General features: G+C 52.6%; 13 protein-coding genes and 1 riboswitch. Of the genes, 3 read left to right on the top strand and 10 right to left on the bottom strand.

Features of this window, described 5'->3' with window-relative positions:
* Positions 1-148 precede the first annotated feature (148 nt).
* Both ACN0YD_RS08060 and ACN0YD_RS08055 read left to right on the top strand, forming a co-directional pair.
* Positions 149-2,095, top strand: a complete 1,947-nt coding sequence (locus ACN0YD_RS08060; RefSeq protein WP_417318551.1) for a TonB-dependent receptor — start codon at positions 149-151, stop codon at positions 2,093-2,095.
* Between the two features lie 18 nt (positions 2,096-2,113).
* The gene (locus ACN0YD_RS08055; RefSeq protein WP_417318549.1) at positions 2,114-3,235 is read left to right on the top strand and encodes a hypothetical protein; all 1,122 of its coding nucleotides are present in this window, start codon (positions 2,114-2,116) and stop codon (positions 3,233-3,235) included.
* Between the two features lie 80 nt (positions 3,236-3,315).
* Here ACN0YD_RS08055 and ACN0YD_RS08050 read toward each other — a convergent pair whose 3' ends face one another.
* The 10 genes from ACN0YD_RS08050 to ACN0YD_RS08005 all read right to left on the bottom strand — a co-directional run bounded on the left by ACN0YD_RS08050 (position 3,316) and on the right by ACN0YD_RS08005 (position 12,828).
* Complete coding sequence (locus tag ACN0YD_RS08050; protein ID WP_417318547.1) at positions 3,316-4,869, bottom strand: DHA2 family efflux MFS transporter permease subunit; 1,554 nt, start codon at positions 4,867-4,869, stop codon at positions 3,316-3,318.
* Positions 4,866-5,999, bottom strand: coding sequence for an HlyD family secretion protein (locus tag ACN0YD_RS08045; RefSeq protein ID WP_417318545.1), 1,134 nt, complete (start codon positions 5,997-5,999; stop codon positions 4,866-4,868). The genes ACN0YD_RS08050 and ACN0YD_RS08045 overlap by 4 nt, the downstream gene beginning before the upstream one ends.
* Positions 5,992-6,471, bottom strand: a complete 480-nt coding sequence (locus ACN0YD_RS08040) for a MarR family winged helix-turn-helix transcriptional regulator (RefSeq protein WP_417318543.1) — start codon at positions 6,469-6,471, stop codon at positions 5,992-5,994. The genes ACN0YD_RS08045 and ACN0YD_RS08040 overlap by 8 nt, the downstream gene beginning before the upstream one ends.
* A 196-nt stretch (positions 6,472-6,667) precedes the next feature.
* Positions 6,668-7,561 (bottom strand): LysR family transcriptional regulator, encoded by an 894-nt coding sequence (locus tag ACN0YD_RS08035; protein WP_417318542.1) that lies wholly within the window; start codon positions 7,559-7,561, stop codon positions 6,668-6,670.
* Positions 7,562-7,590: 29 nt separating this feature from the next.
* Positions 7,591-8,694 carry a CaiB/BaiF CoA transferase family protein gene (locus ACN0YD_RS08030; protein WP_417318541.1) on the bottom strand — a complete coding sequence of 368 codons (1,104 nt, stop codon included), beginning with the start codon at positions 8,692-8,694 and terminating at the stop codon, positions 7,591-7,593.
* A gap of 14 nt (positions 8,695-8,708) precedes the next feature.
* Complete coding sequence (locus tag ACN0YD_RS08025) at positions 8,709-9,857, bottom strand: acyl-CoA dehydrogenase family protein (RefSeq protein ID WP_417318539.1); 1,149 nt, start codon at positions 9,855-9,857, stop codon at positions 8,709-8,711.
* Between the two features lie 37 nt (positions 9,858-9,894).
* The gene (locus ACN0YD_RS08020; protein WP_417318537.1) at positions 9,895-10,719 is read right to left on the bottom strand and encodes an SDR family NAD(P)-dependent oxidoreductase; all 825 of its coding nucleotides are present in this window, start codon (positions 10,717-10,719) and stop codon (positions 9,895-9,897) included.
* A 25-nt stretch (positions 10,720-10,744) separates the two neighbouring features.
* Positions 10,745-11,164: a MaoC/PaaZ C-terminal domain-containing protein gene (locus ACN0YD_RS08015; protein ID WP_417318535.1), complete on the bottom strand. Its 420-nt coding sequence runs from the start codon at positions 11,162-11,164 to the stop codon at positions 10,745-10,747.
* A 2-nt stretch (positions 11,165-11,166) separates the two neighbouring features.
* Positions 11,167-11,622: an FAS1-like dehydratase domain-containing protein gene (locus ACN0YD_RS08010; RefSeq protein WP_417318533.1), complete on the bottom strand. Its 456-nt coding sequence runs from the start codon at positions 11,620-11,622 to the stop codon at positions 11,167-11,169.
* A gap of 3 nt (positions 11,623-11,625) precedes the next feature.
* Positions 11,626-12,828, bottom strand: coding sequence for a lipid-transfer protein (locus tag ACN0YD_RS08005; protein WP_417318531.1), 1,203 nt, complete (start codon positions 12,826-12,828; stop codon positions 11,626-11,628).
* 218 nt (positions 12,829-13,046) lie between these two features.
* Positions 13,047-13,243: riboswitch (cobalamin riboswitch) on the top strand.
* 134 nt (positions 13,244-13,377) lie between these two features.
* Between ACN0YD_RS08005 and ACN0YD_RS08000 the strand changes: the two genes are divergently transcribed.
* Positions 13,378-15,228 carry a TonB-dependent receptor plug domain-containing protein gene (locus ACN0YD_RS08000; protein ID WP_417318529.1) on the top strand — a complete coding sequence of 617 codons (1,851 nt, stop codon included), beginning with the start codon at positions 13,378-13,380 and terminating at the stop codon, positions 15,226-15,228.
* The last annotated feature ends 1 nt before the right edge of the window (position 15,229 follow it).

The following is a 15,229-nucleotide window of genomic DNA, read 5'->3' as shown; positions in this document are numbered from 1 at the left end:
TTTGCAGTTAAATAAAGTTCAAAACCAGTCACTTGTTTTTCCAATTACAGCTTTTCTTTTAGGGGGCATTCTTGCGGGACCGGTTGCGTATGCAGAAGGAACCGAAATTGAAGAAGTTGTTTCGACACAGAGCAGAAGCGAGAAGCCCTTGTCCGAACAAAGCGGCAATCTTTCGTTGATGCCGGGCAAGGAGCTCGATTTTGTCGGGTCAGCTCATATCAGCGAGTTGGCTGTTCGGGTGCCGGGCGTGAATATTTCCCGTAACGACGGGCAGGAATATCTGGCTTCGATCCGTTCTCCCGTTCTGACCGGCGCAGGGGCATGTGGGGCTTTCCTGATGGCCCAGGACGGTATTGCCCTGCGTTCGGCCGGGTTCTGCAATGTCAATGAACTGTTCGAGGCCTTTACCGAACAGGCACAGCGTGTAGAAGTGGTCAAGGGGCCGGGATCTGCCCTTTACGGTTCAAACGCCCTGCATGGGATCATCAATGTCATAACACTTCCGGCGGACACGGATGAGGGCCGGGCGAGCCTCGAAGGAGGCAGTTATGAGTTTATTCGTGTGAATGCCTCAAAGGGAATAAAGGGAGAAAAACACGGATTCAGGGTCATGGCCTCCGCGACCCATGATGGCGGATATCGGGATGACTCCGGATACGATTTGCAGAAAGCCAATCTCCGTCATGATTATGCGGGCGAAGACTGGACGATTGCCTCCAGCCTTTCACTGACCAATCTAGATCAGGATACTGCCGGTTATATTACTGGCCTCGATGCCTACAAGGATCGGGAAGTTTCCAAAACAAACCCGAATCCCGAAGCTTTCCGCAAGGCCAAGTCATTGCGCTATTGGTCCCGTTTTTCCACAGAGATCAACGAGAATGTGCGCTGGCAGTTTACGCCTTATGCACGGGTTACGGATATGGAGTTCCTGATGCATTTCCTGCCGGGACAACCCCTGGAAGAAAACAGTCAGACGAGCATTGGTCTTCAGAATGGATTTTATATCAATGAAGATAGTGACCTGGAGGTCATTGCAGGTGCTGATTTTGAATATACCCGTGGTTCCCTGAAACAGACACAGGAAAATCCGACGGAAGGGTCTGCCTTTCTGCAGGCGACGATTCCGGCCGGCAAGCAATATGACTATGATGTGGACAGCATTATGGCGGCGGCATTCCTGCAGGGAGACTGGTCAATAACTGAGAAACTGCATCTTCTGGCAGGGGCGCGTCTTGAATATATTCAGTATGACTATACCAACAATATGGTAGCCGGGCGTACTGATGAAGATGGAAATCCGTGCGGATTTGGGGGCTGCCGCTACAGTCGGCCGGAAAGCGGAAAAGACGACTTTACGGCATTTTCCCCAAAACTCGGATTGCTGTATCAATATCACGAGAACCATAATGTCTACCTCAATGTGAGTCATGGTTTTCGCGCTCCCCAGGCGACAGAGCTTTACCGCCTCCAGCGGGCGCAGACGGTTGCGGATCTGGACAATGTCAGCCTGAAAAGCATTGAGCTGGGACTTAGCGGGAAACGCAGCCGATTGAGCTATACGTTCTCCTTTTATGCCATGAAAAAGGACAATTATATCTTCCGGGATTCGTCTTTCTTTAATGTGGATAACGGCAAGTCGGACCACATTGGCGCAGACATAATGCTGCAGCTTGACCTGACAGATCGCCTGAGTGTTCGCGGCAATGCAAGTTTTGCCCGTCATCGCTATACATTTGATTTGATCAGCGGGGATATAAACCTGAACGGTAATGATATTGATACGGCACCGCGGCATTTTGGCAGCTTGCAGGTGAACTGGCGTCCAACGGACAAGTTTACGGCGGAACTGGAGTGGGTGCATATGGGTTCCTATTATCTGGATCCGGAAAACCTTCATAAATATGACGGCCACAACTACTTAAATCTCCGGGCGCATATTGCCGTGAAGGAGAGCCTAACCTGGTTCCTGCGGGTGATGAATTTGACCGACGTGAAATATGCCGAACGGGCCGACTATACCACTTTCACTGATGAGCGGTATTTTCCGGGCAAACCCAGATCAGTCTACGCCGGCCTGAAGGTGAAATTCTAAGATGATGTAAGGGGGGCAATGAAAAGAAATACAGCCATATCCAGTCTTTTTCTCTGTCTTTTCTTTCCCGTTATTGGGGAGGCAAAGGCAGAGGAGGATGACGATGAATGTGAAGCATCCGTATTTGAACTGGAGATCGAAAGCGAACTTGAATTTCAGGCGGTTGTTACGGCAAATGATGAGAAAACATCTCTCGCAACAGGAGAGCTTGAACTGGACGGCGAACTTATTCTGTTCCCCGGCTTGACCCTGGGTGTGGGCATCGGGTTTGAAGAAGTGAACGAGGAAGAGGGGGAATTTTACGACGAAAACCAGTATTTTGAGAAACTCGGCCTTTTCGCGGAAGAAATATTCATTGCCTATGAGACGGGGAATATTCGGTTTGTTGCCGGCAAGTTCAATCCGACTTTCGGGGTGGGAAGGGAGCTTGCCCCCGGGCCCTTCGGACACCAGTTGCCCGAGGACTTTTACGAGCAACTTGAACGCATAGGCGGAGGGGCCAGCTATAGTTTTGGTTCCAAGACTGTCGGACAACATACACTGACCGCCCAAAGTTATTTTGCAGACACAACATTTCTGTCAGGTTCCCTTGTCACCTCCCGGGAGCGGCATCACAAAAGCGACGGCGGCCTTGCCAATACCGGGGATTTTTCCTCTTATTCGATTACACTTGCCGGAAGTTTGCCAGTCTCCGGCCTCGATCTGCAGTATTCAACCAGCTACATGAAGAACACCCCTGGCGGGGATGAAACCGGCAGTGAAACCGGATATGCCGTTGCCCTGTACGGTGATATTGATCTCAACGATGCAGTTCGGTTAAAGCCAATCGTTGAATATGTAAAATTCTCAAATGCCGAAGGGGAGGAGCAAGACCGCAGCATTTTTCTTGTGGGAAATACCGTGGTCTTTGATCGCTGGAACATGGCGGCGTCCTATTCGAGGGTAGCGAGCACTCCGGACGACGAGGATATAGAGGATATAGACGCCGAAGAATTTCAGCTTTCCATCGGGTATGTCCTTCAGGAGAACCTGAGCATAGATATTGCCTATATCTATCACCACAGCAAATTTGATGACGAGGCCGCCAGAAATCATATTCTGGGTGTAATGCTTCGTCATGAGTTTGAAACCGGTTTTTGATCGTAATATTTTCCAGAGCTTTACAGCGCCGGGCAGGTCAAAATGTGGGGAAGACAAGGCCCGGTGCGCTATAGGCGCAGTTAATCGACAATCATGTCGGCGGCTTCATCGACTTCAACTGTTTTTGGGTCTTTTCCTTTATCCAGTAGAAAAACCAGAGGAGACGCCACTATTGTGACGATCATCAGAAGATAGAAATCGTTAAGGTAGGCAATGGTGGCGGCCTGCCGGGTGACTTCTGCATTCAGCGCAATGATGCCGCTCTCAAAATGCCATTCCCAGTGCAGAGGCAGCGAAGGTTGAAAGAATGCGGCCCGGAAAGGGGTGATATTTTCGGCAAGTATGGCATGGTTTGCCTGGGTGCCTCTGGCAAGCATGGTAATCAGGACAGAAATGCCGATACTACTGCCGATATTCCTTATCAAATTGGCAATTGATGTGCCTTCTGTCCGCAGTTTGGGATCAAGTGTGGCAAAAGCCGCCAAATTGAGGGGAACAATGATAAAGCCTATTCCAACACCTTGTATAAGGCCAGTCCAGATGATGGCACCGCTGGAGACCTCGGTTGTGAAAGTGCTCATTTCCCACAATGATATGATAATCAGGAACTGGCCGAACAGAATTAGCAGGCGGAGGTCCAGTTTCGAGACAAGCCGCCCGGTCAGGATCAGGCCAATCATGGTTCCGACCCCCCGTGGTGCCAGAAGATATCCCACCATCAGGACGGGATATCCCATCAGGTTCTGCAGAAACGGTGGCATCAGGGCCATGGTAGCCAGCAAAAGTATGCCGACATAAAAAAGGAACACAAGACCAATGACGAAATTCCTGTCTTTAAAGAGGCCGGGTTCCAGGAAGGGATGATCAACCGTATACATCTGAACAAGGAACATATAGAGGAATATCACGGCCAGGGTTGCCTCAATAACGATTTCCGGTGAGGAAAACCAATTCTGGGATTCGCCCCTGTCCAACATGAGCTGCAAGGCAGCAATAGCCAGGCTAAGCAGGATAAATCCCAGGAAATCAAACTTCCTGGGCTGTTCCTTCTCGCTTTCCTGCATGAAAATGATCATTCCCGCCAGTGCAAGAAGGCCAATGGGAAGATTTATGAAAAACACCCATCGCCAGCTGTAATATTCCGTAAGATACCCGCCAAGGGTTGGTCCCAGAATGGGCCCCAGCATGATGCCGACACCCCATATTGTCATCGCGCTGCCGTGCTTTTCCTTTGGATACATATTCAACATCATGGTCTGGCTAAGCGGGACCAGAGCGGCGCCGAAGGCGCCCTGCAACAGTCTGAAAAATATGATCTGTGACAGTGATGTCGCCAGTCCGCATAGCATGGAAGCGATGGTAAAACCGGTAACGGAAATAATGAACAGGCGCCTGTGGCCAATTCGGGAGGCAATCGCCGCGGTAGGGGGGATCATAATGGCTGCGGTAACAATATAGGAGGTCAGGACCCAGGACATCTGGTCCTGTGTTGCAGACATGCTGCCCTGCATATGGGGCAGGGCCACATTGGCGATGGTCGTGTCCAGCGCCTGTATAATCGTGGCCAGCATGATGGAGACCACGACCAGACCACGCCGGAGCGGCGTTTCACTGTCTTTTACAGCGGTATTCATGACCCATTCTTTGCCTGTGCGGTCATAAAGCTTGTTTCCTTCGATCCGCCGAACATAGCAGAAATAATCCGTCCAAGGCTGCGCTTGCGACCCGTATCTATTTTCACAGTGGTGCTCATGCCGGATCGCAGGACGGCATTTTTGTCGCCGGGCTCCAGGTCAATACGGACGGGAATGCGCTGTACCACCTTGACCCAGTTGCCAGTGGCATTCTGAGCCGGAATGACGGAGAATTCGGCGCCGGTTGCCTGGGCCAGACTTTCCACATTGCCGTGCCAGACCAGGTCCGGATAGGTATCTACATGGATTCTCACGTCCTGGCCCGGCCGTACATTGGTCAGGTCTGTTTCCTTGAAATTGGCAACGATCCAGAAGTCCCGATTGTTGACCAGGGTCATGACCGGACTACTGAGGGCGCCGTTGCCGATAACCTGCTGGCCTACCTGAGGGGTGCTGCTGGCAATACCGTCAAAGGGGGCGCGAACGACTGTACGTTCCAGGTCCAGCCGGGCCCGGTCAAGGGCTGCCTTTGCTGCAAGAAAACGGGGATGTTGTTCCGGTGCGATGGCCGGATTTCCCGCCAGGTCTGCAAGCACCTCTGCTTTTTCACTCTCGATAACCTTGAGGCTCACCACTGCGGCATCATAGGCATGCTTTGCGGTGTCATAGCTGGTTTGTGAAACGTTTCGCGAGGCGACAAGCTCACCCTGTCTGTCCAGTACCGTTTTGGCATAGGCGAGATTTGTTCTGGCCAGTTCAAGTTCATCCTGCTTTTGCCGGTAGCTGGCTTTCAGACCCGCAATGTTATCGCGCACCCGCCTGAGCTCGGCGTCCTGTTCCGCCAGGGCAATGCGGTAAGGGCGGTCATCAATGCGAAACAGAATGTCTCCTTTACTGACCTGTTGGTTTTCCCGTATCGGGACTTCGGTGATGGGGCCGGAGACTTCGGCGGCGATCATCAGCTTGTCGGATTTGACATAGGCATTTTCAGTTTCTACATAACGTCCGCCGTTCAAATAGGCTGCGCCACCGATCACGGCGGCTACTAAAGGACCAATAACAAGGAGGATAAAGCGGATCCTCCCCTTTCGCTTTTTCTCGTGATCGGGTGTGGGCTTGCTTTTAGTCATCTGCGTCGTCTTTCCTATCGTTCGCCTCTTCAAGGGAAGGGCACTCAGCATCCAGAAGATTCTGTTTGATTTGACAAATTTTCTGTAACAGTTCGGATTTCTCCTGCTCTGAAAATCCTGCCATTGCCGCGTCCCTGGTTTGTGCAAGAAGGGGTTCAACTTTTTTGAGAAAGGGCTGAGCTTTATCCGTCAAATAAATTCTGAAGGCCCGGCGGTCATCGGGGTCCCGGCGGCGATCAACGAGGCCGGCTTCCTGAAGGCTGTCAATTAGCCGAGCAAGAGTGATCGGCTGAATTTCCATACTTTCTGCCAGGGTGATCTGTTTCACACCTTCCTGCCGGTAGATCCGAAACAGGGTCATCCACTGGGCTTGCGAAAGTCCAAGTTCCTGGGCGCGACGCATGAAGTTCCGCCTCATCAGGCGGGAAACGTCGGTCATCAGAAAGCCAATGCTTTTATCAGGATCTGTCATAAGTTCGATCTGTACTCCTTCGGACATTAATATAAGCTCTAAGTATAATAAGTAAAGTATATAAAATAGGCTGTTTGTAGCCGCAGCAGATTTGCTGAGGCACTTCCCGTTGGCAAATAGGAGATGTGGTGTTTATGGGGATCAAAAGTGTTTATGCGATGTGGACACCGCTGTGGAGACGCCTGTCGTCTGTCCTCTACTGGGGCGGGAACGCTAAAATTGAGGATATAAAGGACCGGACGGACTCTTTCGGCAACCATTTTGCGCGATTGATACAGACAAGCTGCACGGTTTCATCAAAGTCGGTCTGCAACTTGGAAAACTGCCTTTTCATCGCCTGGGAAGAGGCATAGCCCTGACTGAAAATACCTATGCAGTGTGTTTCGAGAAGAATGTTCTGGATGATTTGGACGTTATCCAGAATGTGGAATACCTTTTCCGGCGTTTTACCGCTCTCCCGGATGACCCGCAGTAGGGAATTCACATACATTTCACCGCCGCGCGGCAGTATGATCGGATATTCCACAAGGTCAGCAACCTTCAGCCCGGATTTTTTGAGGAGAGGGTGCTCCTTGTTTACACAAAAGGAGACATTCAGCTCTGTCAGCGGTTCAACCCGGAAATCAGGGTCTTTCTCAAACCGCTGGTTTGGAGCGACAAGGATATCTATATCACCGCGCCTCAAACGCTCGATACCCTCGTGCAGGGAGACGGCATGACTATGCAGGCGTATCAGGGGGGAGTTTTTTATCAGTCTCAATATGGCCCGGTTCAGAAGCCCCTCAAGGGACGGCGGGCAGACCCCGATTCTCAGGATCTCCGCCTGTTCTTGTGTGGAAAGGCTGCTGTCTTCGATCAGGGCGTCGATATCGGTGAATATGCGTGAGGCCCTGTCAATAAAGTCCCGCCCTTCCTCGGTTTCCACCATGCCGCGGGAATGACGATAGAACAGGGCATATCCGAGGTCCTTTTCAATATCAGCCAGGGCTCGCGTCACAACGGACTGGGTCAGCCCAAGGGATTTCGCGGCTGCTGTCACAGAGCCTTGCCGGGCAACTTCCACCACATACTTCAACTTCTGTAAGTTCATCTCAATTCTCTTGCAGGGTAGCCTCTGACCTATTCCCGCTTCAACTCTTTCATTATTTCTGTTGTATGGGCGCCTTTTTCAGGTATTTCCTGTGGAGTTAATGGCGCATCAGTTGCAAAACGCGGCGCCGTGCGGGCTTCAATATATCCATTGGCCTCGGAAAAAGTACCCCGTTCGACATTATGCGGGTGAACCGTTGCTTCCCGGGGCGTCAGAACCGGCGCAAAGCAGGCATCGGTTCCCTCCAGCAACCGGCACCATTCATCCCGTGTTTTTTGATTGAAAATTTTCGCCAGTTTCTCCGACTGGGCAGGCCACAGGCGGACGTCATACTGACTGGCAAAGTCCGGATCGTCGGCCACGCCCAGAATATCCAGAAGCTGGCGATAGAACCTGCTTTCCAGACTTCCGATGCTGACAAAATTGCCATCGGCACATTCATAAACCGCATACCAGTGCGCGCCATCCAGAACGCCGACACCGCGCTTGTCGGCAGACATCAGGCCGCCGGGAACCACATCAAAAATCAGGTTCATCATATGTGAGGTGCCGTCGACAATGGCGGCATCTATCACATCGCCTTTTCCGGTCGTCCGGGACTTGAGCATGGCGGCCAGCATGCCAATCATCAGGTAGTGGGCGCCACCGGCAATATCCCCGACCAGTGTCGGGGGAGGGACCGGCCGGCCGTCCTCGGCGGCGCCGCTGTACCAGGCCGCCCCCGTCAGACTGGTGTAATTCAGGTCGTGTCCTGCGCTTTGTGCCAGGGGCCCTGACTGGCCCCAGCCGGTCAATCTGCCGTAGACCAGCTTCGGATTTCTTTTCAGACAGTCTTCCGGGCCGAGTCCCAGGCGTTCCATAACACCGGGCCGCATGCCCTCGATCAAGCCGTCGGCTGTGTCAATCAGGTCGTGAGCGGTCTGGAGGTCCTTTTCCGACTTGAGGTCCAGAACTATGGACCGTTTACCCCTGTTCGCAATGCCGCGAACCTTGGTGGTGACAGGGTCGGCCGCTTCGGCGCGTTCAATCAGAATCACGTCGGCGCCGAGATCGGCAAAATGCATGCCGCAGAAAGGGCCGGGGCCAATGCCCTGTATTTCTATGATTCTTATTCCGGCAAGTGGCCCTGTCATAGGTGGAAAGCCCTTTATATCAAACTGCGAGAGATCAGTTCTTTCATAATCTCGCTGGTGCCGCCGTAAATGCGCTGCACCCGGGCATCAGCATACATGCGGGCGACGAGATATTCACGCATATATCCATACCCGCCATGCAATTGTACGCACTGGTCAATAATTTCACCCTGGATTTCAGATCCCGTCAGTTTGGCGATTGACGCTTCATCAGCCGTAAGCTCGTTTCGGATTATTTTGCCAATGCATTTTTCGACATAGGCCTGCAGAAGTTCCAGCTTGGCCTTGCATTCCGCCAGCTTGTAGCGGGAATTCTGGAATTCGATTATCGACTTCCCGAATGCCTTTCGTTCCCTGACATAGGTGACCGTTTCCTCAATGGCCTTATGTGAGACGCCGACACCGACAATAGCCAGCATCAGGCGCTCCCACGCCAGCTGGTTCATAAGCTGGCCGAAACCCTGGCCCTCGATGTCACCCAGCAGATTGGCGGCCGGCACACGCATATCGTCAAAAAAAAGTTCGGAAGTGTCCTGGCCGGTCATGCCGACCTTATCCAGGTTTTTACCGCGCCTGAAACCTTCCAGTCCGTCTGTTTCAACACCAAGCAGGGAAATGCCTTTTGCTCCCTGGGAGGCATCGGTTTTGACCACAAGGATAAAAAAGTTCCCGATCTGGCCGTTGGAGATGAAGATTTTGGAGCCGTTGATCACATAGTCCTCACCGTCCAGCACGGCAGTCGTACGCACCGCCTGAAGGTCCGATCCCGTTCCCGGTTCCGTCATGGCGATGCCGGCAATCAGTTCCCCTGAGGCTAGTTTTGGAAGCCAGCGCTGTTTCTGTTCTTCGGTGCCATAGGCGAGCACATAGTGAATGGCGATATTATGGACAAACAGGCCGAAACTCATATCACCGGTATAGCCGAGTTCGGCAAAGATCACGGATTCATGGCCGAGGTCGCCGCCAGCGCCGCCAAATTCTTCAGGGATCGAGGCGGCCAGAATTCCATACTCGCCTGCCTTCTCCCACAGTGCCCGGTCCACCTGCTTTTCGGCATGATACCGTTCCACATGGGGCACAAGTTCCGCCTGGAAAAATTTCCGGGTTGCATCGCCGAGGATGGATAATTCTTCGGTCATCCAGGGGGCGTCTTTGAAAATCATTTTTTGCTCTCCTGTAGTGTGTGGCAGAACCTGTCCATCAAAAGGACAGACCACCACCACAGATTATCATTTGTCCGGAAATATAATCGGATTCAGGTGTCGTGAGAAGATAAACGGCGCCGGCGGCTTCGTCTGCTGTGCCGGCCCGTCCCATGGGGATCATCGACTTGAAGATGTTGGCTGTCGCTTTGGGGATGCCAACGCCGATCCTGTTGCCCTGGACTTCGATTTCCTTTTTCTCGTCCGTTGCTTCGGTGAGGCGGGTTTCAATATAACCGAAGGCCACGCAGTTGACATTGACATTGAGCCGGCCCCATTCCTTGGCCAGGGTCTTTGTCATGCCGACAATTCCGGACTTGGCGGAAGAATAATTGACCTGGCCGGGATTGCCCCCGGTTCCGGCGACAGAAGAGATGTTGACTACCTTGCGATTGACCGGTTGTCCGTTCTCTGCTTCAGCTTTTGCGGCCGCTTTCCAGTGCGGCTGGACGGCCCGCAGGATCCTGAACGGGGCTTTCAGGTGCACATCCATCATGGCGTCAAACTGTTCGTCGGTCATCTTCTGGATCATGCTGTCCCAGGTATAACCGGCATTATTGACGATGATATCCGGCACGCCGAAGCTTTCCAGCGCCGTGGTGATGAAACGTTCGCCGAAGTCTGCTTCCGTGACTGACCCGTTACAGGCAACAGCCTCGCCACCCATGTCCCTGATTTCGGCAGCGACGGCATCACCGACTTCCGGATCCAGGTCATTGATTACAACCTTTGCCCCTTCGCGGGCGAATTTCAGGGCAACCGCACGGCCAATGCCGCGACCGGATCCTGTGACAAGCGCAATTTTTCCTTCAAGGTTTCCCATGGTTTTTCACTTTCACTTAAAGTTACTATTCAACAGCAAGGGTGGCATGTCCCTGCAATTTCACATCGTTATTCTCATCTGTAACAGTCAGGGAAAGCTTTATCAGCCGCCCATTTTCTGTTTCCTCGATTTCCTCGACCTGTCCGGCGCAGGTAAGACGAGCATGGATTTGCGTAATATTGGCGAACCTTGTGCCAAAGCTTTTAATCTTTTCCAGGGGCGCAATATTGGTCAGCAAGCGGGACATATAGGCCATGCCGAGCATTCCGTGACAGAAGACATCCTCCATGCCCGCTTTTTTGGCAAAATCGAGATCAATATGGATTGGATTGTGATCACCGGAAGCCCCGGCAAAAAGAGCCAGCGTTGCCCTTGAGACAGGCCCCAGATCAAGGGGCGGAATGCTGTCGCCTGCCTTTAATGTGGAAAGGTCCATATAAGCCATTGTCATGCTCCCTTCTTCGGGTTGCGAACAACCACTGTCATGATTTGTCTGGCCAGAAGCTCACCGGCCTTGTTCTCGGCCCGGACCTCTTTGATCACGAATTCAAGGGCGCCGTTTTTCTTATCGTAAATGTCTTTAATGACTGCTTTCAGGATAACGGTGTCCCCGGCAAAGGCGGGCTTGAAATATTCGAAATCCTGGGTGCCGTGAAGCACATGGGCAATATTGATGCCCAGGGTCTCGAAATATTTGAATGGTTCGTCCTGAAGCAGGTCCATTGAAAAATAGTAGGTCGGTGGGACCGGCAGGCCGGGATAACCGGCTTCTGCAGCGGCGGCTTCATTAAAAAAGACCGGATTTTCCTGCCCGATAGCTTTTGCGAAAAACTTCAGCGCGCCTTTCTCTGGCTGCACCTCGTGGGACCCCAGGTCCAGCCCGATAAAGCTTTTGTCGATCATGGCTTAACCCCCGACGGCTTGGTACAGCGTGACAACACAGGCGCCGCCCAGGCCCAGATTGTGCTGCAGGGCATTCCGGGCACCGTCAACCTGTCGTGCTTCGGCAGTCCCGCGAAGCTGGTTGGTCAGTTCATAGCACTGGGCCAGACCGGTCGCGCCGAGAGGGTGCCCTTTAGAGAGCAGCCCGCCGGACGGGTTGGTGACGACTTTCCCACCGTAGGTGTAATCGCCGTCTGCGATAAATTTTGACGCGCCGCCTTCGGGGCACAGGCCAAGACCTTCATAGGTGATCAGCTCGTTGTGGGCAAAACAGTCATGCAGTTCCACCACATCAACATCATCCGGTCCGATCCCGGCCTGCTCATAAACCTGGCGGGAGGCCTCATAAGTCATGTCGTAACCGACAAGCTTCATCATGTCCCGGGAATCAAAGCTGCCTGGCATATCCGTGGTCATGGCCTGGGCCGCAATCGATACATCGCTTCGCAGGTTATGCTTTCTGGCGTATTCCTCTGAGACCAGAACGGCGGCGGCCGCACCGCAGGTCGGCGGGCAGGCCATCAGGCGTGTCATTACCCCGGGCCACATAACGGGGGAGTTAAGGACATCTTCAGGGGACAGCTTCTGTCGGAACAGGGCCAAAGGATTGTTTGTCGCATGAAGGCTGGCTTTGGCGCGGATTCTGGCGAAGTCTTCCAGGGTTGAACCATATTTTTCCATATGCGCCAGTCCGGCTCCGCCGAAATAGCGTAATGCCATGGGGATTTCCGGCTGGTTGATCAACTCGCCGCAGGTTTCATCAAAGGGGTCGAACGGGCTCGGCCGGTCCGTAAACTGGGCACCCAGGGCGCCTGGGTTCATCTGCTCGAACCCCAGGGCAATGACGCAATCGGCCATGCCTGACTCGATCGCCTGACGGGCCAGGAACAGAGCGGAGGAGCCGGTCGAGCAGTTATTGTTGACATTGAAAACCGGAATGCCGGTCATACCCACCTTGTAAAGTGCCTTTTGGCCGGAGGTGGAGTCACCATAAACATACCCCACATAGGCTTGCTGCAATTGATCATAGGAGAGTCCGGCATCGGTTAAAGCCTCTCTGGTCGCCCGGGCCCCCATAATGTCGTAGGTTTCCGAAGCGCCGGGCTTGGTAAAAGGGATCATTCCCACACCGGCAACGATAACGCGGTTTTGAGTTGACTTGGTCATGAATGCTCCTGGGTGGCTGGTTGATATAGTGGATATGATAGAAGAGGAAATGGCATGCGTAAAATGCATATTGTGCATTATATATTCATAACATGAATGCTTCAAAAAGCGTAAGCTAAGGTCCGAAAATCATTGGCTAATTTAACCGGCGAGGGTCCTGAGGAGGCCGGCTCGAGCGAAATTGAATTCTCTTGCATTGCACAAAATAATAACTGTGTGTATAAGTCTCCCTGGATGGTGCCCCGTAAGGGGGTAAAAGGGAACATGGTGCGGAATTATTCAAAACCATGGCTGTACCCGCAACTGTAACCGGCGAGCTTGAGCCCGTTTATTGACCACTGGACAATGTCCGGGAAGGTCGGGCGAGAGTGAAAACCCGGAAGCCAGGAAACCTGCCATCCGGTCGCCCTTCTGACCATCGGGCTAATGGATCAGAGCGGTAATCCGTACAGGCGACACCCGTTGCTTGTGCGGAGTGTCTGGCAAATCTTTCAAATACTCCCACAGCATTAGTGCAAACAGTCCCTTGGGACACTTGGAGTATTTAGAATGTTAGTCAAACAACAACTCAGATCATCCACACTCACCCTGTTGGCCGGTACGGCTCTTGTTAGCCCTGTGCTGGCCGAGGACGTAACCGACATTGCCGAGGAAATCGTTGTCACGGCAACACGTTATGAAAAACCGCTTTCAGAAGTGGGCAGCAGTATCGAGGTGCTGAATGATCTGGATATTCAAAAGCGGCAGGATTACTTTGTGCAGGACATTCTGCAGAATGTGCCGGGCCTGAGCCTGAATGGCAACGGATCTTTCGGAGGATCTTCTTCCATTCGCATTCGCGGGGCCTCCAGCGACCAGACCGTCATCCTGATTGACGGCGTGCAGATTAATGATGTTTCCGGCACCGGCGGCAGCTATAATTTTGCCAATCTGGAAGCGAATGGAATTGAGCGGATCGAGGTGCTTAAAGGCCCGCAATCCATCATGTATGGATCCGATGCCATTGGCGGCGTAATCAATATCATTACCAAAAGCGGCAAGGAAGGTCTGGGCGGAACGGCCACCGTCGAAGCCGGTTCCTATAATACATATCGGGGTAGTGGCCTGCTGCTGGGCGGCAATGACAAGCTGAAATTCAGCCTCGGTATATCCGGCATTGATACAGACGGTATTTCAAAGGCCGATGAAAATAACGGCAATTCCGAAGAAGATGGTTACTGGAACTATACCCTGCACGGTAAGATCAATGCGGAAATTGCCCCTGAATTTAATACGGAAGTTGTGACCCGCTATTCAAAAAGCCGCAATGAATATGACGGCTACGGTCCGGCGGATGGCGATGAAGTCGGCTTTACGGAAGAATTCCTGATCGGCGGCAAATGGTTCTATGATGTGGCCGATGGAAAGTTCCACAATACGGTTTCCGTGAACTATTCTGAAACCGACCGGGAAAATTTTTCTGACGGGGTACAGAGTTATCTGGCCGAGGGAACGCGCTGGAATGTTGACTATTTTGGCGTATATGAAATCGATCCGTCTCTGACCTTGTCCTTTGGGGCCCAGCACGAGGAAACAAAAGCGGAAACAGTCACAGACGAAAAATTCAATATCGACAGTCTGGTGGGCGAGGTTGCCTGGCAGGGGCTGGCGGGGCTGACCCTGACGGCGGGTCTGCGTTATGACGATCATAACCGTTATGGCGACACCACAACCCCGCGTCTGACGGCTTCCTATTATATGGAAGATACCGGCACAAAGCTCTTTGCCAACTGGGGTGAAAGCTTTAAGGCGCCAAGTGTTTATCAGCTGACCTATATCTGTACCTTCTGCGGCCTGACGGTAGCCAATCCCAACCTGAAGCCGGAGGAATCCGAGGGCTGGGAAATCGGTGTTGAGCAGAATCTCTTCGAGGACCGTTTGTTTGTTGCTGTGACTTGGTTCCATCACAACATCGACAATATGATCGATTTTTCCTATACGGCCGGGTATGACAATATCGCCGAGGTCGAAACCCAGGGGCTGGAACTGCGGTTTGACGCCCAGGTTCTGGACAGCATTCGTCTTTCCGCCAATTATACCTATACGGATGCGGAAGACGGTGCGACAGGAGTAAAGCTGGACCGTGTGCCGGAGCATATGGTTTTTGGCCAGATCGAATGGCAGGCGAGCGCCGACCTGTTACTGGCGTTGAGCGCCACTCACAATAGTGAGGAAAGGGATCCCTATTCGCCGTCTGTAGAGGCATGGACCCGGGTGGACCTTCGCACCAGCTACCGGATCAATGATACCTTCGAAATCTTTGGCCGTGTAGACAATCTGTTCGATAAGGAATATCAGCAGATATACGGTTACGGCACACCGGACCGTTCCTTCTATATCGGCGCCCGGGCAGGGTTCTGAT

Source organism: Emcibacter sp. (genome assembly GCF_048269205.1).
Classification (GTDB): domain Bacteria; phylum Pseudomonadota; class Alphaproteobacteria; order Sphingomonadales; family Emcibacteraceae; genus Emcibacter.
This window is presented reverse-complemented; position numbering and strand designations above follow the sequence as displayed.